Genomic DNA, 16773 nt, shown 5'->3' with positions numbered 1-16773 from the left:
CCGCGACAGCGCCCCCACCCGAGAGGTCGCAACGGTTTACGTATTCAAGTGACATCCCTTCAACACCACCGACCCTCAGAGGTCCCGAGGAGACAACTATGAAGATGAAGCGAATCGTAATGGGCTGGCTGGCCGCGTGCACGCTGGCTATCGGCCTGCTGCCCGCGTCTGCGCAAGCGGCCGGTTACACCCAAACCAAGTACCCCATCGTGTTGATTCACGGCCTGTTCGGTTTCGACAACATTGGCCCCGTGGAGTACTTTTACGGCATTCCATCCGCCTTGCGCGCAGACGGTGCCCGGGTGTTTGTGGTGCAGGTCTCTGCGGCCAACAGCACCGAAGTGCGGGGCGAGCAATTGCTCACGCAAGTGCGGCAGATTCTGGCCGCTACCGGCGCAGGCAAGGTCAATCTGATGGGCCACAGTCATGGCGGTCCGACCGCCCGTTACGTAGCCTCAGTGCGGCCGGATCTGGTGGCATCTGTCACGAGCATCGGTGGCGTCAATAAAGGCTCTGCTGTGGCAGATGTATTGTTGGGCGTGGCGCCTGCCGGCAGTCTTCAGAATACTGCGTTGGTGTCGGTCACGAATGGACTGGCCAGCATCATCAACTTCTTGTCCGGAGGCAGTGGTAACACCCAAAACTCGCTAGCAGCAGCGCAGTCCCTCAGTACCGCCGGCACCCTGAAGTTCAATGCCAAGCACCCCCAGGGTGTGCCGACCACCGCTTGTGGCCAGGGCGCTTACAGCGTCAACGGGGTTGCCTATTACTCCTGGAGTGGTGCCAAACCGTATAGCAACGTGCTCGATGTCGTGGACCCCGCTTTGGCATTGACCTCGCTGGCGTTTGCAGGCGCGAAAAACGATGGCTTGGTCAGCAGCTGCTCGTCGCGCTTGGGCCGTGTCATTCGTGATGATTACGCCTTCAACCACTTGGATGAGGTGAACCAGACCGTAGGCTTGACCAATATTTTTGAAACCAACCCGGTCACCCTGTTCCGGCAACAGGCCAACCGCCTGCGTAACGCCGGTTTGTAATGCGACTGCGCAGCAAGGCACTCGCTGGCTTGGCAGGCTTGGCCCTGCTGGGTTGGTGGGGTGCCGATATGTGGCTAGGCGGCGACTCGCCAACCGGCGCCCGAAACGCGGGTACCGGCGCGATAGCCTCAGGCCCCGCCCACTCGCTGCAGGGCACCGCACCCGATGGCTTACACGCGGTGCAAACCATGGGGCTCCACGCTTTGCCCACGCAGTGCCGCGAGGCTGGCTGCACCGTGTTGCCTTACGCAGAACTCAAGCGCCTGTTTGATTACTACCTAAGTACCGTGGGCGAACTCAGTGTCGAGGCTATCGGAGCGCAAATCCGCACCGTGCTGGCGCAAAACCTGAAGCCCGTGCAACTGCCCCAAGCCGAACGCTTGTTGGAGAGGTACCTCTCGTTCAAAAAAGCACTGGTGACAGTGGAGCAGCAATTCGCCAAAAAACCCACAGGGAGCGCGGTGCTCCGCGAGCGTTTTGACGCCATGCGCATGGTGCGCGCCCGTTTTTTCAGCGCGGAGGAGGCCCAAGCGATGTTCGGCGCCGAGGATCTTCATGACCTCGATGCACTCGCCCGGCTTGATATCGTGAACGATGCACAGCTTTCCCCGCAAGACAAGCAAGCTCGCTTGGCCGCGCTGGACAAGCAGCTTCCCACAAGCCTGCGCGAAGACCGGGAGGCGCCCCGTGCCGTCATCAAGCTCGAAGCGCAGGTGGCCGCTTTGCGCGCAGCCGGCGCTGGGGAGGACGAGGTGTACCGCGCACGGGCCAAAGCATTTGACAGTGCGGCAGCGAGCCGCTTTGCCGAATTGGACCAAGAGGAGCGGGCCTGGCAGGAGCGGATTGCCGGCTATTTAGCGGAGCGAAACCGTATTCTTCAAGGGGCCAGCGCGCTCAACCAAACGGAGCAAGCGGCAGCCGTGACGGCGCTGCAACAGGCTCGATTCGACGAGGCTGAGCGCAAACGGCTGGCAGCCTACGAGCCTTGAGCGTGGTTTCTATCAGTCCCGCACCACGCGCAACAGTTCTTCCCGGCTGGTCAGGCCGCTGCTGACCAGTCGCTCACCGTCTTCGCGCAGCGGCACCATGCCTTTCCGGGTGGCGGAGGTGCGGATGTCGGCTTCTGACGCGTTGTGGTGGATCAGCTCGGCAATCGTGTCATCGGCTACCAGTAATTCGAAAACACCGGTGCGCCCGAGGTAGCCGGTATGGCCGCAGGTCTCGCAGCCTTTGCCCGCGCAGGTCTTGCAAGTTTTTCGTACCAAGCGCTGCGCCAGCACGCCGCGCAGCGAGGAGCTGAGCAAAAAGGGCTCCACCCCCATGTCGATCAAGCGGGTCACCGCACTGGCCGAATCGTTGGTGTGCAGGGTAGCCAGCACCAAGTGACCGGTCAGTGAGGCCTGGATAGCGATTTGAGCGGTCTCGAAATCCCGTATTTCGCCGATCATGATCACATCCGGGTCTTGGCGCAATATCGCCCGCAGCGCTTTGGCAAACGTGAGGTCGATCTTGGGGTTGACCTGCGTCTGGCCGACGCCGGGTAGCTCGTATTCGATCGGGTCTTCGACCGTCATGATGTTTTGGCGCGCAGCATCCAGCCGTCCGAGCGAGGCATACAGGGTGGTCGATTTACCCGAGCCGGTGGGGCCTGTCACCAGAATGATGCCGTGGGGCTGGGCAATCAGGCCTTCAAAGCGGCGCAATACATCGCCCTGCATGCCCACTGCCTCCAGGCTGCGCTGGTCCTGGCTCCTGTCGAGCAACCGCAGTACCGCCCGTTCTCCGTGGGCGCTGGGCAAGGTACTGACCCGCACATCAACGGCACGAGTGCCGATGCGCAGCGAAATGCGCCCGTCTTGCGGCAAACGCTTCTCTGAAATATCCAGATCCGCCATGATCTTGAGCCGTGAGATCAAGGCCGCATGCAAGGCCCGGTGGGCTTGCACCACCTCGCGCAGGGACCCATCGACCCGGAAGCGGACAGATGAATTGCGTTCAAACGGCTCAATGTGGATGTCACTGGCTCCATCGCGTGCGGCTTGGGTGAGCAAGGCATTGAGCATGCGGATGATCGGGGCGTCATCTGCCGTTTCCAGCAAATCTTCAACCGCGGGTAGCTCTTGCATCATTCGCGTCAAATCGGCTTCGCCCTGCACCTCGTTCATCACCGTGGCGGCGCTGGACTCGCCTTGGGCGTAGGCCATGCTGATGCGCTGGGCCAATTCCGCTGCATCCTGGGTTTGCAGGTGGTCGATGCGGTGCTTGCGCATCACCTCAGAAATGGCCGAGGCAGCTGTTTCCGGGTGCACCCAGAGGTACAGGCGGCCGTTGTCGTCCTCCAGCAGCACCTGTTGGCTGCGCGCGAACGCGTAGGGAAGCGGGTAGCGCATTTGCAAGCCCTATTGCGCTGGAGCCAATAGAAGGTTGCCGGGCTTGAGCTGCAGATTCGGCAGCACCGGCGCTTCATTGATCGGCAGGGTAGAACTCGGCTCCGGCTGGCCGGATTGCTGCGTTCCGCGCATTTGCTCGTAGCGCTCGTTAGACAATGCTTGTGTTGCGGTGGCGTCGCGCACCACCACCGGTCGCAAAAATACCATCAGGTTGGTTTTCTTGCGGCTGCGTGCCTCGCTTTTGAACAGGTTGCCAAAAAAGGGCACATCGGCCAAGCCAGGCACTCGCTCCTGGCTGCCGGCGTATTCGTCCTGCAGCAAGCCGCCCAGCACCACGACCGCACCGTCCTCGACCAAGACATTGGATTCAATCGTCCGCTTGTTGGTGGTCGGGCCATTGGCCGCGTTGACGGTGGAGGCCAACACGCTGGACACCTCCTGAAAGATGGTCAGCTTGACGGTGCCGTTTTCACTGATTTGTGGCTTCACCTTCAGGGTCAGACCTACATCCTTGCGCTCAATGGTTTGAAACGGATTGACGCTGCCTGAGTTCGCACCGGTGTTGGTGAACTGCCCGGTCACAAACGGCACGTTTTGGCCAATCACGATCTTGGCTTCTTCATTGTCGAGGGTAAGCAGGTTGGGCGTGGACAGCACATTGCCACTGCCGGTTGCCTCCAGGAATCGGGCCAGAAAACCCAACACATAAATGCCGTTGGTTTTGTTGGCAACACCCACATTCAAGCCTTTGCCGGGGGCGACGGTCCCCGACGCCCCTTGTGTCGCCAGACTGATGATGTTGTTGCCCGCAGCGCCGAAATTGGTACCCAGGACACCGATCGAGCTATCGCCGGCATTACCCAGCGCGCCTTGCCATTGGATGCCGAACTCTGCAGCCTTGTCGGCGCTTACCTCAGCAATCAGGCTCTCCACGAACACCTGGGCACGGCGCGCATCGAGCTTGTCGATCACCGCGCGTAACTGCCGGTACTGCGGCTCGCTGGCGGTGATGATGAGGGAGTTGGTTGTCGGATCCGCTTGGATCTGTCCACCCGTGCTGGGAGCCTGAGCAGCGCCCAAAGTAGAAGAGCCCGCCCCCGATGCGGGCGCCGGGCTGGCGGCAACCGCAGAGCCCCCGCCCGAGCTTCCGTTCGCGCTCATCGCAGCACGCAAGGTGGTGGCCAATTGGGTGGCATTGGCATTCTTCAGGTACACCACGTAGATGTTGCCCGCAGCACCATTGACGCTCGCCACCGGTTGGTCGAGCTTGTCAATCAGGTTGATTGCCAGTGCCAGGCGCGCCTGGTTGGCGGCCCGCACAATCAGTGAGTTGCTGCGTGCCTCTGCCACTACCGTAGTTTTGAAGCCCGTCTCAGGTCCCCCTGCGGGGCTGGCGGCGGTGCTCTCCAACAGCCGCAGCACCAGCGGCGCGAGGTCGGTTGCGCTGGCATTCTTCAGCGGGATGATTTCTACGTCGGTGGCGTTCGGCACATCCAGTGCCGCCACAATCCGCGCCAGGCGGCGGAGGTTGTCCGCGTAGTCGGTAATGACCAGCGAATTCGTCGCCGGGTTCACGTTGATCGGGTTGTTGGGATTGATCAGCGGGCGCAGCACTGCCACCAGGTTGTTGGCGTTTTCAAACTGAAGCTTGATGATCTGGGTCACCAGCTGGTTGCCCGGCGTGTTGGGGGCACCGTTCTCGGTGGCGGAAACGCCCCCGCCAATCAGCTTGGCATCGGCTTCGGGGACCACTTTGTCCAAGCCATCCGACTGCACTACCGCGTAGCCCATGCTGCGGAGCACCGCCAGAAAGTGGTTGTAGGCGCGGGCGGGCGACATCGGGCTGTCAGAAACCAGGGTCATCGTGCCTTTGACCCGTGGGTCCACCACCACATTGCGCCCGGTCATGATGGCCATGGTGCGGGCGACCGCTTCAATTTCCGCGTTGCTGAAGTTCAACGTGATCGGCTCGCCCCGCTTGATGGTGGGTGCAGCATTGCTGGTCTGCGCCCATGCCTGAGAGCCAAATGGGGCAGTAGCGCCCATGCCGATTGCGCTAGTTGCTATTAATTGAATAGCAATGTGTGTGCTGCACAAGCGTCGATAAAGAGGAGTGGACATTCCTTAACCCAGTTGAATCAGAGACCGCGCGCCCTGGCGCTGTCCAATGATATTCAGCAAATTGGAGAGCGTGTCCTCACGGCCCTCCGCGGCGCGGGCTTCTCCGGTAAAGACCAGCCCTCGGGGCCCGATTTTCCCAGTGCCGCTGAGCTGCAGTGCTCCCTCAAGGGTCGAGAGCGTCATCGCAGTTTGCTCTCCGCCACGTAAGGTTACCCGGTAACTTCCCACCGGGCGCAAGGTCGACAGACTGGTGCTCATATTCAGGGCGTCCAGCGCGAGCTCCCCGCCGAGTTGGGTGCCGGAGGGGCTAGAAAGTACCGTCAGGCCCCGGGTGGCCAACGTCAATTGGCCTTGGGGTTGCAGCGTGTTCCATGGGGTGCCGAGGCCGGTCAGCAGACCTGCCGGAATGCGCAAGCCTTGTGCCGGTAGCAAATCATCCGCTCGCAGCTGCACGGACTGCAGGCTGCCGTTCACATGCCAAATCCAGGGCGCGCTGAGGCAACAATCCGCCCGCCACTCGGCGCGCACACTGGGGCCGCTGTCGTACCAGGCAGGGCGCAGGGTCCAACGCAGGTCACCGGGCAGAGCCTTGCTGCCCTCGGCACCACTGCGCAGGAGCACTTGGGCACTGCCATTCCATACGGTGCCGGTCGGGTTGTGCAAGCGCAGGGGTGCGTCTGCCCAGACCAATCCAGCAGCCAGCCAGCGCGCCGGCGCAAATGCCAAAGCGCCTGCCAGCACACCCAGCAAAACCCCCATCACGGCCCAGCTCCACGGGCCACGCGTGGCGCCTGTGGCCAGCTGCCTTTGAGCGCGTCGCAGAATGTCGGGCCGGGTAGCCATCACATCAGCCACCCGGCAGGGTGAAGGTCACCGTGCCACTCCAGAGGCGGCCGTCACGACGCCATTGCGCCTGAGTCGGCAGCATGCGGGCCTCCACCCGCACCAGTGCCAGCCAGCGGGCCAAGGTATCTGCATCCACTCCTTTGAGGGTGACGGTGGCTTGTTGGTTGAGTATCAGCAGGCTGGCGCGGGGACCTAGACTGGCCACTGCGGCTTGCAGCCCGGCTTGAGCCGCTTGCGGTGCCAGGGCCGGGCGACTTTGCAGCGCGGTGGCTTGTGCCTGCAGCGTTTGCATTTGTTGGACTTGGGCATCCAGCGCAGCCCGTTGTGCCGGGTAGGCTTTGACACTGCGCCACGCCGGGGCAATTGCGATGGTCCACATCAGGGCGGCCAGTACCAAAACCACGGCGGCCGAGAGCAGGGTTTGCTCGCGGGGGGGGCGCTGGTTCCACCAGGTGCGCAGGGTTTGGTAGTTCATGGGCTCAGCACCCAGGTGGTGCCCTCGGTCCGAAGGCGCAAGCCTTTGTTTTGCAGGCCGTCGCGCAACGAAGCCGGGGGCTCGGCATTTCCGCCAGGAGGCGTTATCCGCAACTCCCCTGCTACGTATTCGATAGCGGATGGTGCAGTATCCGCTTGGGCTAACGTGCCAAAAGCCTCTAAAAGTCGCTCCATGTCGCGCTCCCGTGTCTGCCCGCCGGCCTGGCCTAGGGCTTCGACCGCGCGCTGCATTTGCAAAGGTGCATCGACCACCACCGTGGTGGCCGGAAAGGTGCTGAACAGCACACGCTGGATTGCACTGCGCTGCTCGGTCAGCGCTTGGCGGGCTTGCCACGCCTGCAGGTTCAGGCCTAGCAAGCTGCACAACAGCGAGTACACCCAGCGCCCAACGGGCCGGCCGCCAGGCCGGTGCTTGCCACAGCGCTGCCGCCGTTTCAGTCACTTGCTGTAACAAGGCATGGCGGTTGGCAAATTCGCCTTGCGCAAGGCTCCAGGGGCCGTTGGCCGCGGCGCGCAAGCGGTCCGCACGGTGCTGCACCGTGACCTCCTGGTGGGTTTGTGATTCGGCGAGCTCAGCACACGCAGGCTCGGCAAACAGGGCAGCGCTGGCTTGCTGGGCAGGGGCTAGAAACGCGGCCGGGGCCTGTGCTGCGCTGCTGCGATGCACGCCTGCACTATCGGCCCAGGTCCACTCTGCCGTCTCGACTTCTCCGGTGAGCCAGAGTGCCGGCGGGGGATCGGAGGAGCCGGGCCCCCACTCGGGCACGATGCTGTGCAAAGTGTGCCCGGCTTGGCGCAGCTGTTGAATTTGTTCGCTGAGCCATTGACGCTGGCATACCGCCACCCACCAGGGGCCGGTCTCGGCGCTGGTGGCTTGCAGCGCAAAATGCAGCTGAGCCGGATCATCCAAGAGCTGGTCTTCCAGTAGGCCTTCAAGTACCGATTTGAGTTTGGCGGGTTGGCGGGCCTGACCCTCGCGGCCTAACAGCCCCGGCGGCAGCGTGATCCGGTGCCAAGACAGGGCCGCTGCGGGCACGATCAAAACTGTAGTGTCAGCACCGGAACCAACAGCGGGCACGGTGGGCAAGCGCTGGTTGCTGTGCGGGCTGTCGCTGCGGACCCAGTCCCATGCAGCCTGCATTGCATGGGGTGGTGGAGGCATGACGAGGTGCTGACGCATATCGGCCTCATTGTACGGAGGCATCTTGCGGTGCCTCACGTTCTTTCCAGAGAGATTTGACCTGTAAACCTTCGCGCAGTACGGCAGTGCGCTCCTGGGTCGTGAGCGTGCCGATCCGCAGGCGGGTGCGGACCTCAAAGAACCGCGAGTTCACACTGACCAAGTTGTCTTGAAATGCCGATTGCGGCAAACCCGATGCGGCAGGCGCGTCGCCCATGCTCCGCAGCGGGCTTTTCGCTCGGCTGTCGATGAAGCGCTGGGCACTGGCCCCGTCCATTCCGGGGATGATGGCTTGGAGCACCAGCGCCGTCGCAGTATTGATGTTGATCGTGCTGCGGTCTGGGAGGACCACGACATATGGCCGCAATCGGGCCAGACTGCGCTGCGAGACGCCCAGCCACGCCAGTTGGTCGAGGTTGCGCGGCAGCAAAGGGGTGTTGCTGGGGTTCTGGGCCCTTTCTTGGCCTGCTTTGGGGGCCTCCAGGCCGGCTTGCAAATTGTTGATCAACAGCTGCAATTCGGCCGGCGGGAGCTTGAGCAGGTCAAACAGCCGGATAAACGCGTTGCGTGTCGGCTCGTGGACCTGCTGGTCCAGCACCAGGTTGGTGACGTTCAGGCGGGCCTGCAAGTCGTTGATGTTGCCGGAGAGGTAGGCGTTTTGCAGGACGTCAGTGGGTAAGTCTTCTGCGCTGGCGGAACCGTTGGCCAGAAACGTATTGAGTCGGGCCTCTTGCAGGGTGATGGCCCAGGGTTCGCCCAGATGGTCAACCGTGCCGGAGCGGGCGTCTTCCCGCAGAATCAGGCGCGCCCAGTCGGTGGTGCCCTGCAGCACCCAGTTCGCTTGCACACGTGCCCGCTCTGCCGCTTCGAGGTCATAGGCGCGCGCTTGTTGCCAGAGGGCCGCGGTGCTAAGCGTGGCGACCAGCGCCATGAGTAACAAGGCCGTCAGGATGGCCGCGCCGCGCTGGACTTTCACGGGGTGGCTCCAGAAAGGGTTGGGCGGGCCCAATCCCGTACGAGGGTGCCGGCCAGCGGATGGGGGGCGTCCAGTGTCAAGACGAGGCGTATCCCGTCGGGCAGGGCTGCAGCGTCTTGTGCACCGGCGCTGGAGAGGGGGTTGCTCCAGGCGCCTCCGCGGTAGTAAAACAATTGCCATGCAGACAGTGCGGTGATGCTGACCTCTGCCGGACGGATGCTGCTGGCGTTGCCCGCAAGTGCATTGACGGTGCTCGCCTGTGCGCCTTGCGCCCACGCAGCCGCTGCGCCCCAGGCAGCCTGCCAGCTTTCGCGGGTGCTGACAGGGCCTGACTGCCAACGCAGCCAGACGGCCCGGCCCGCGCGTTCTGCCCGCGTCCAGGCCACCACATAAGCGCCATCGCCTTGTTGGGCGCTGCGGCGCGTCAGGCGCAGGGCCCGGCCGTCCCAGTCAAGGCTGCGGGTTTGAGGGATCTCTTGCAAGGCGTTGAGATCGGCAGTCCATTGGTTCAGGCCCGCCTCGGTGGTGAGCACCGCATCGTTGTGGCTGCGATTGCCCTCCATGGCACTTTGCATGCCCGCGAGGGCTTGCCACCCCATGGTGGTCATGAGCGCCATGACGGCGAGCGCCACCAAAAGTTCTATCAGGGTGAAACCAGCGCTTCTGGTGCCGTGGGACAGGCGTTGCATCAGTAGCGCCCCAAAACGGTGCTGAGTTGGAGCAGGGGGGCACCGTCTTTGGCTACCCGGGCTTCGACCCGTCGAAAGTTCGGGTTGGGTGTGGACTGCACCAGGAGCCGCAATTCGAAGGATTGGCCCGCCTGCGCGCACTCTTGGGTGCTGTCGCTCACATCCGGGAGCTGACCGCTCAGGCGGTATTGCACCAGGGCATTTTCAGCACAGAGCTGGGCCAGCACCCGACTGCTCTGGCGCTCGGTACTGCGGGTCATGGTGGCGCTGGCGCGCAGCCCGGCGATGAGCGTGACAGCCACAATAGCCAGTGCAACCAACACCTCGATCAGGGTAAAGCCCTGTGTGCTTTGCCACTGGCGACGGGCCCTCACGGCGCAGCTCCTGTGGGCTCAATGGGTGCTGCGTTGCGCACTTCAAATACCCGAAGCCCATCGGTGGTTACCCACCGGCTGGAGCCCGCAGCGTCGCCGTTGCTGAGGCGAATGGTTTGCGGGCCTATGACAGGCTCCGGGCCCAAGACAACCGGTGTGTCGCTGCGGGCCTGCAGGGTGGTGGAGTCCCAGCGCTGGGGCCGGGTTTTGATGCCATCGGTGAACTCAAATCCGCCGGGCGTGGCCCTCCACTGCAAGCTGACTTCGGTGGCGCGGGATTCTGCCCGTGCCGCTTCGAGAAGTGCGACCAGGCGCTGCGCCTCACGGTCGAGTTGGGTCTGGGTGCTGTCCCGCAAGGCGAATGCAACCGCGGCAGAGGCCATTCCGGTGATGGCCACCACAATCATCAACTCCAACAACGTAAAGCCACGCGACCGGGTGCGTGGGCCTGCAGGACTGGATGCGAGGCTAGTTGTTGATGTCGGCATCTTTTCCATCGCCGCCGGCTTGGCCATCCGCGCCGAAGGACATCACATCGACCTCGCTCTTCAGACCGGGGCTGATATAGAGGTAAGCCCGGTTCCAAGGGTCCATGGGCAGTTTGTCAATGTACGGGCGCCAGTTGGGCGGTATGACGCCGACTGTAGGTTTGGCAACCAGTGCCTGCAGGCCCTGCTCGGCTGAGGGAAATCGCTGGTTGTCGAGCTTGTAGAGCTTGAGCGCCTGGGTGAGGTTGGCAATGTCGGTTTTGGCGGCTGTGACCCGGGCGTCATCGGCGCGGTCCAGCACGTTCGGAACAATCAAGGCCGCCAATACGCCAATGATGACCAGCACGACCATCAACTCAATCAGGGTAAAGCCGCGTTGTGCTGCGCGGTACAAACGGATGTGTGGGCTCATGGGGGACTTCTGGTCAGCAAAGTGGAAAGGGGCCGGTCGGCGTCTTGGTCAATCATAATGCGGCCATGCCCTATCCCGCTTCTGTGTGGCCTCCTCGAATGGCGGCTTTGTTGTTGTCCACTTTGGCAGCATTGAGTGCTGTCTATTGGGGCCTGCATTGGCGCTTGCCCGCGCAACAGGCAATGGCTGGGGTGGCGGAGCCCGCAGAGCAGGCGTTGGACGTGGGTGCTGTGGCCCGTGGCTTGGGCGCTGCTCCCGAAGGAGTAGCCCAGCCCGCAGTGGTGGCAGCCCCTGCGGCAGAGGCCTCGCGGTTTGTGCTGCAAGGGGTGCTGGGCGGCGATCGTGCAGGCGCTGCCTTGATCGCGATTGACAACAAACCTGCCAAGCCGTTTGCACTAGGGGTTGAATTGGCCAGCGGCTGGCAACTCACCCGCGTGGCCGGGCGCACGGTGACGATCGGGCGCCAAGGGGCTGAGCTGGAATTGAGTTTGCCCCCGCTGGCGCTGCCCGCTAGTGCTAAAAAAGTGCCCTAGCCAGCATCCCGTATGCGCGGGCAGCTATCATTTTTGTAGAAACATCCGGTACACCGGGTTGTGGGTTTCTTCTACATACGGGTAGTTCAGGGTTTGTAGGAATTTTTCAAACGCCTTGTCGTCGGCCTCCGGCACTTGCAGCCCGACAAGGATGCGGCCGTAGTCGGCGCCTTGGTTGCGGTAGTGGAAGAGGCTGATGTTCCAGCCCGGGCGCATCAGGCTCAGGAACTTCATCAGCGCACCCGGCCGCTCGGGGAAGACAAACCGCAGCAGCCGCTCGTCTTGCGCCAAACTGGATATGCCGCCCACCATGTGGCGGATGTGCTCTTTGGCCAGCTCGTCGTGCGTCAAGTCCAAGGTCTTGAAGCCGTTTTTCTCAAAGTTCTTGGCCACCTTGGTGGATTCGCCCTTGCTCTGGGTAGTGAGGCCCACGAACACATGGGCCTTGGCCGCGTCGCTGATGCGGTAATTGAACTCGGTCACATTGCGTGTGCCGCCGGGTAGCTCGCCAATCAGCTCGCAAAAGCGCTTGAAGCTGCCGCGCTCTTCAGGAATGGTGACGGCGAACAATGCCTCCCGCTCTTCACCCACCTCAGCCCGCTCGGCCACAAAGCGCAGGCGGTCAAAATTCATGTTGGCGCCGCACAAGATGGCGGCATAGGTTTCGCCCTTGGTTTTGTGGGTGGCGACATATTGTTTGATCGCAGCTACCGCTAAAGCACCAGCGGGCTCCACGATGCTGCGGGTGTCTACAAAGATGTCCTTGATGGCGGCGCACACGGCGTCGGTGTCCACGGTCACATAGCCGTCGACCAAGTCATGGGCGATGCGGAAGGTTTCTTCGCCGACCAGCTTCACGGCAGTGCCGTCCGAGAACAGGCCCACATCAGGCAGCGTCACGCGCTCGTGCGCGCCCACCGACTGGATCATGGCGTTGGAGTCGTTCATCTGCACTCCGATGACCTTGACGCCGGGCGCCACCGCCTTGATGTAGTTCGCCACACCCGAGATCAGGCCGCCGCCGCCAATAGCCACAAACACCGCATCAATACCGGGGCCGGTTTTACTGCCGGTTTTGTGGCCGGACTTGGCAGCTTTGTCGGCACCCAAGGTCTGGACTTGGCGCATGATCTCCATGGCCACCGTGCCCTGGCCGGCAATCACATCCGGGTCGTCAAAGGGGTGCACAAAGGTCAGCCCCTCTTTCTTTTGCAGGGCCAGTGCATGGTCGTAGGCGTCGGAATAGCTTTCGCCAAAAAGCACCACTTCCCCGCCGAAGCCGCGCACCGCGTCGACCTTGAGCTGGGGTGTGGTGGTCGGCATCACGATGATGGCGCGAACGCCCATGCGACTGGCGGACAGGGCCACACCTTGGGCGTGGTTGCCGGCAGAGGCGCAAATGACGCCTTTGGCAATCTGCTCGGCAGGCATTTGGGCCATCTTGTTGTAGGCGCCACGCAGCTTGAAGCTGCGCACGGGCTGCTGGTCTTCGCGCTTGAACAACACCGTGTTATGCAGGCGTCGGCTGAGCGCGCGGGCGGGCTCTAGCGCCGTCTCGACCGCTACGTCGTACACACGGGCGGCGAGGATTTTCTTCAGGTAGTCGGCCGGGGTGAGCGGGGCAGGGGCTTTCTGGGCAGGGGCTGGGTTCTTGGTGCTCACAGGGCTACACTCCGGTGGGTGAGATAGGCAGTCATGGCGCTCCGCGCGGAGCGATTCGTGGCATTGTAGCGATGTAGAGATCAGCCCCGCGCGGGGCTTAGACAGGAAATACACCATGGAATGCACCGTAAGTTGGGCCGGCGGCCTCAATACCCGCTCAGGCATGGGCTTTGTGGCTGAGACCGGCAGCGGTCACACATTGATGATGGATGGCGCCCCCGATGCGGCCAAACCCGAAAACGGCGGCCAGAATCTGGCACCCCGTCCCTTGGAGACCGTGCTGGCAGGCACCGGTGGATGCACTGCCTATGACGTGGTACTCATCCTCAAGCGCGGCCGCCATGATGTGCAGGGCTGCACCGTGAAGCTGACCGCCGAGCGCGCCGAAGTGGATCCCAAGGTGTTTACCAAGATCCACATGCAATTCACCGTGACAGGCAAAGGAATCCCTGCCAGCGCGGTGGAGCGCGCCATTGCCATGAGCCACGACAAGTACTGCTCGGCCAGCATCATGCTGGCCAAAACAGCTGAGATCACTACGGGCTTTGACCTGATCGAGGTGTGATGTGGGGTGTCGCTGTGGGGGGGCGCGTCTAAATCCGCGCGGCGACAGTCGTCATCACTTTGGCCGCAGCGTGCATGAGCGACTTGACCGGAGCGGGTAAGTCAGCAGCTCCTGCGGCTTGTGCTTCGTCAGCATGGCGGAGCTCATCGGCTTGCATCTGCGAAACGATGGCCCGTGACGCCTGATCCCCCGCAGGGAGCCGGTCCAAGTGGCCCTTTAGATGGGCTCCCACCTGTCGTTCGGTTTCCACCACAAAACCCAGACTCAGCGCGTCACCCATCCGACCGGCAAGCAAACCAAGACCGAATGCCCCTGCGTACCACAAGGGGTTAAGTAGGGACGGGCGTGCACCCAGATCATTCAAGCGCTCTGCGGTCCACGCCAGATGGTCAGTCTCTTCTTTGCAAGCTTCGGTGAAATGTGCCCGAAGTTGTGGGTTGGGTGTGGCCAACGCTTGAGCCGTGTAGAGGGCTTGTGCGCAGATCTCACCTACGTGGTTGACCCGCATCAGCCCAGCTGACATGCGCCTTTCGGCGTCATTGAGGTGCGTGGGGGCAGCGAGCGCAACAGGGCACGGCTGCGATGCGTGCGGCGCGGCAAACAGAGTGCGCAAGGCGGTGTCGGCGGCGTGAATAAGGGCGTCCATGGGCAGGCAGTGCTTTCTGGTAAATGTTGTATCGAGACAACGACAGATACTAAATCAAGCCCGGAATAACCCGTTGTCACGACATTGGGCGGTACCTCTGATGTAATCTAAGCATCTCCTTCATCGAGGAGGTCAACAATCTGGCCACCGAGTGGTGCGTGATTCTTGTTTAACTTTGGAGCCTTCCCTTATGAAAAAAACTCTCATTGCATTGGCAGTCTTGTCCGCCACCAGCGCATTCGCGCAAGTCACCATGACTGGTGTGGTTCGCGCCGGTTTCCAGAAATCCAACGCAACTGCTAACCCTACTGGCTTGGCTTTGACCGACGTTACCGTCAACCTCGCAGCAGCTGAAGATCTGGGCGGTGGCATGAAAGCCAGCACTGGCGTGACATTCGACCAAAGCAGCGGTTCTTTCGGAAACGCCCTCAATCGCCGTAACACCAACGTGCAGTTGCAAGGCGGTTTCGGTTTGGTTCGTTTTGACCAGACCCGTTCTACAGACCTGATCACACGTGCTTGGGTTGCTCCTTCCAACCTTGACCAAGGTATCTACGACGGATCGGGCATTGTTAACCGCGGGGCAGTTGATGTGTTGACATACGGCATGGCCTTTGGTCCTGTAACCGCCAGCATTCAGTACGCAGAAGCAGGCACCGCCGGCACGGCAACACCCACTCTGACAACAACCGTGTTGAACGTGGGCTATGCAAACGGCCCCTTGGCTGCTGGCTTCGCAATCAAGAACGGCAGCGGTGCCGCCACTGCCACCTTCGCTCGCACTGTCAACAACGAAGCTTTCGTGACCTATGACTTCGGCGTTGCCAAAGTTGGTTTGGGCTGGGATGGTGCAGCTGCAGCCGCTTCTAGCGCTGTGAACGACGCATCTGCCGTGGCATTCGGCGTGTCCGTGCCCGTGACTTCTGCGCTGACTTTGGGTGCTAACTACGCTAGCCGCGACGTGAATAACACTTCCGAGTTCGCTGCAAACTACGCACTGAGCAAGCGTACCGTGTTCAACGCTAGCTATGGCCGTCAAACCGCCAAAGAAAACGCCACTACTACTGCAGACCAGTTCCGCATTTCTTTGGCTCACAACTTCTGATCGGACGAGCGCCTTGTGCGCTCTTGTCTGTGAAGACCAAAACCCGCCCTCTGTGGCGGGTTTTTTTATGCGGTGTCTCTGCGGGTGAGTTGCTGTAAATCGGGCTGGTTCAGGAGGCTCGATATGCTGACACCAGAAGTGTTGTTTATAGGCCGCAAGTTGTCATGTAATTGGCATGTAACTGTGAGAGATGCCTAACTTTCCGTAGGCATTCCCTACAATCAAATTTGCCTTGTTGGCTATTCAGGTTCCGAGTGAACATGTGACGTTTGTCCTGTTAGGTCGGAATTTTTTTATTTCTTCTGGAGTAATTTATGCGTTCACAATTCAAATTGGCCCTGATTGCTGGTGCCTGCTTGGTGGCTACTGCTGCTTCTGCACAAGTGACATTCAATGCAAACTACGAAAACGACACCACATACATCGATAAAAAGCCAGCTACCACCACTAACGGCGGCCGTCTGGAATTGAACGCTGGCGCTACTGCTAAAAACGGCAGCAACTTCGTGACTGCTAAGGGCACTGCTTTGTTGAAGCAAGACGGCACCACCGGCATCGATGATGCTTGGATCCAAGCTGGTTCCGCTGCTGCTGACGTCAAAATCGGTCGTTTCGAAGCTGTTGACTTGTTCCCCCTGGGTCAAGACACATTGGTTGAAAAAGTGGGCGGCGTGAGCGGCTACACAGCCAACGCATTGCGCGGTCGTGAAACATCCACCGGCGTCAAGACTAACCCCTTGCATGCTGCGATTGGCTTGAACGCCGGCGCCGTTCGCGCTGAGTTGGGCCTGTTTGCTGCAACTGGTACTGCTGGTGCGTCCGAAGTCTACGGCATCCGTCCTACACTGGTGTACTCCGCTGGTGCTTTGACACTGCGCGCTGGCTTTGAAAACATCAAGAGCACTACCGCTGCTGACCAAAACGGTTACGGTTTGTCTTTGGGTTACGCTCTGTCTTCCAGCAGCAGCCTGAACGCTAACTACGCTAACAACAGCGACTCCAAGAACTCTTCCTTCGGCGTGAACGGCCAGTTCGGTGGCTTGGGCTTGGGTCTGATCCAAGACAAGAACAACACAAACTCTGTGACTACCTTCTACGCTTCCTACGCTATGCCTTTGTTGGGCGTGAAGGGTGCAACATTGACTCCCGCTCTGAGCAACTCCTCTACCGACCAAGCTGGCGTGTCTTCTGTGACCGCTCTGCGCGCTCGCATCAACTACGCTTTCTAATCTGTTTCCAACAGTTTAGTCAGCA

Annotated in this window: 18 protein-coding genes and 1 pseudogene; 6 read left to right on the top strand and 13 right to left on the bottom strand. The window is 61.4% G+C overall.

Going from position 1 to position 16773, the window contains the following annotated elements:
- Positions 1-104 precede the first annotated feature (104 nt).
- Both U5L73_RS16470 and U5L73_RS16465 read left to right on the top strand, forming a co-directional pair.
- Positions 105-1037, top strand: coding sequence for a triacylglycerol lipase (locus tag U5L73_RS16470; protein ID WP_322563541.1), 933 nt, complete (start codon positions 105-107; stop codon positions 1035-1037).
- Positions 1037-2026, top strand: a complete 990-nt coding sequence (locus U5L73_RS16465) for a lipase secretion chaperone (protein ID WP_322563347.1) — start codon at positions 1037-1039, stop codon at positions 2024-2026. Before U5L73_RS16470 ends, U5L73_RS16465 begins: the two co-directional genes overlap by 1 nt.
- 12 nt (positions 2027-2038) lie before the next feature.
- Here the strand turns inward: U5L73_RS16465 and U5L73_RS16460 are convergent, their stop codons facing one another.
- The 11 genes and pseudogenes from U5L73_RS16460 to gspG all read right to left on the bottom strand — a co-directional run bounded on the left by U5L73_RS16460 (position 2039) and on the right by gspG (position 11008).
- Positions 2039-3427 carry a GspE/PulE family protein gene (locus U5L73_RS16460; RefSeq protein WP_322563346.1) on the bottom strand — a complete coding sequence of 463 codons (1389 nt, stop codon included), beginning with the start codon at positions 3425-3427 and terminating at the stop codon, positions 2039-2041.
- A gap of 9 nt (positions 3428-3436) precedes the next feature.
- Positions 3437-5473 carry a type II secretion system secretin GspD gene (gene gspD / locus U5L73_RS16455; RefSeq protein WP_322563345.1) on the bottom strand — a complete coding sequence of 679 codons (2037 nt, stop codon included), beginning with the start codon at positions 5471-5473 and terminating at the stop codon, positions 3437-3439.
- Positions 5474-5551: 78 nt separating this feature from the next.
- Positions 5552-6391, bottom strand: coding sequence for a type II secretion system protein N (gene gspN / locus U5L73_RS16450; protein ID WP_322563344.1), 840 nt, complete (start codon positions 6389-6391; stop codon positions 5552-5554).
- Between the two features lie 4 nt (positions 6392-6395).
- The gene (gspM, locus tag U5L73_RS16445; RefSeq protein WP_322563343.1) at positions 6396-6869 is read right to left on the bottom strand and encodes a type II secretion system protein GspM; all 474 of its coding nucleotides are present in this window, start codon (positions 6867-6869) and stop codon (positions 6396-6398) included.
- Positions 6866-7267: a GspL/Epsl periplasmic domain-containing protein gene (locus U5L73_RS16440; RefSeq protein WP_322563342.1), complete on the bottom strand. Its 402-nt coding sequence runs from the start codon at positions 7265-7267 to the stop codon at positions 6866-6868. Before U5L73_RS16440 ends, gspM begins: the two co-directional genes overlap by 4 nt.
- A gap of 34 nt (positions 7268-7301) precedes the next feature.
- Positions 7302-8030: pseudogene (gspL, locus tag U5L73_RS17320) on the bottom strand (type II secretion system protein GspL); the annotation flags it as partial.
- Positions 8031-8076: 46 nt separating this feature from the next.
- Positions 8077-9045 (bottom strand): type II secretion system minor pseudopilin GspK, encoded by a 969-nt coding sequence (gene gspK / locus U5L73_RS16435; protein ID WP_322563341.1) that lies wholly within the window; start codon positions 9043-9045, stop codon positions 8077-8079.
- Complete coding sequence (locus U5L73_RS16430) at positions 9042-9734, bottom strand: prepilin-type N-terminal cleavage/methylation domain-containing protein (protein WP_322563340.1); 693 nt, start codon at positions 9732-9734, stop codon at positions 9042-9044. Before U5L73_RS16430 ends, gspK begins: the two co-directional genes overlap by 4 nt.
- Positions 9734-10108 (bottom strand): type II secretion system minor pseudopilin GspI, encoded by a 375-nt coding sequence (gene gspI, locus U5L73_RS16425; RefSeq protein WP_322563339.1) that lies wholly within the window; start codon positions 10106-10108, stop codon positions 9734-9736. The genes U5L73_RS16430 and gspI overlap by 1 nt, the downstream gene beginning before the upstream one ends.
- Positions 10105-10596 carry a prepilin-type N-terminal cleavage/methylation domain-containing protein gene (locus tag U5L73_RS16420; RefSeq protein WP_322563338.1) on the bottom strand — a complete coding sequence of 164 codons (492 nt, stop codon included), beginning with the start codon at positions 10594-10596 and terminating at the stop codon, positions 10105-10107. Before U5L73_RS16420 ends, gspI begins: the two co-directional genes overlap by 4 nt.
- The gene (gene gspG, locus U5L73_RS16415; RefSeq protein WP_322563337.1) at positions 10577-11008 is read right to left on the bottom strand and encodes a type II secretion system major pseudopilin GspG; all 432 of its coding nucleotides are present in this window, start codon (positions 11006-11008) and stop codon (positions 10577-10579) included. The genes U5L73_RS16420 and gspG overlap by 20 nt, the downstream gene beginning before the upstream one ends.
- Positions 11009-11073: 65 nt before the next feature.
- Between gspG and U5L73_RS16410 the strand changes: the two genes are divergently transcribed.
- A complete protein-coding gene (locus U5L73_RS16410) occupies positions 11074-11541 on the top strand; it encodes a type II secretion system protein N (protein WP_322563336.1) in 468 nt (155 codons plus the stop codon).
- Positions 11542-11568: 27 nt separating this feature from the next.
- Here U5L73_RS16410 and ilvA read toward each other — a convergent pair whose 3' ends face one another.
- Positions 11569-13203 carry a threonine ammonia-lyase, biosynthetic gene (gene ilvA, locus U5L73_RS16405; protein WP_322563335.1) on the bottom strand — a complete coding sequence of 545 codons (1635 nt, stop codon included), beginning with the start codon at positions 13201-13203 and terminating at the stop codon, positions 11569-11571.
- Between the two features lie 115 nt (positions 13204-13318).
- Between ilvA and U5L73_RS16400 the strand changes: the two genes are divergently transcribed.
- A complete protein-coding gene (locus U5L73_RS16400) occupies positions 13319-13768 on the top strand; it encodes an OsmC family protein (protein WP_322563334.1) in 450 nt (149 codons plus the stop codon).
- 28 nt (positions 13769-13796) lie between these two features.
- Here U5L73_RS16400 and coq7 read toward each other — a convergent pair whose 3' ends face one another.
- Positions 13797-14414 (bottom strand): 2-polyprenyl-3-methyl-6-methoxy-1,4-benzoquinone monooxygenase, encoded by a 618-nt coding sequence (gene coq7 / locus U5L73_RS16395; protein WP_322563333.1) that lies wholly within the window; start codon positions 14412-14414, stop codon positions 13797-13799.
- Between the two features lie 190 nt (positions 14415-14604).
- Between coq7 and U5L73_RS16390 the strand changes: the two genes are divergently transcribed.
- Together U5L73_RS16390 and U5L73_RS16385 are read left to right on the top strand one after the other, a co-directional pair.
- Complete coding sequence (locus U5L73_RS16390; RefSeq protein ID WP_322563332.1) at positions 14605-15519, top strand: porin; 915 nt, start codon at positions 14605-14607, stop codon at positions 15517-15519.
- 314 nt (positions 15520-15833) lie between these two features.
- A complete protein-coding gene (locus U5L73_RS16385; RefSeq protein WP_322563331.1) occupies positions 15834-16748 on the top strand; it encodes a carbohydrate porin in 915 nt (304 codons plus the stop codon).
- Positions 16749-16773: the final 25 nt, after the last annotated feature.

It is taken from the genome of Rhodoferax sp. (genome assembly GCF_034520025.1).
Taxonomy (GTDB): Bacteria; Pseudomonadota; Gammaproteobacteria; order Burkholderiales; family Burkholderiaceae_C; genus Allorhodoferax.
Note: the sequence above shows the minus strand (reverse complement) of the source record. Positions and strands in the feature narration are given on the sequence as shown.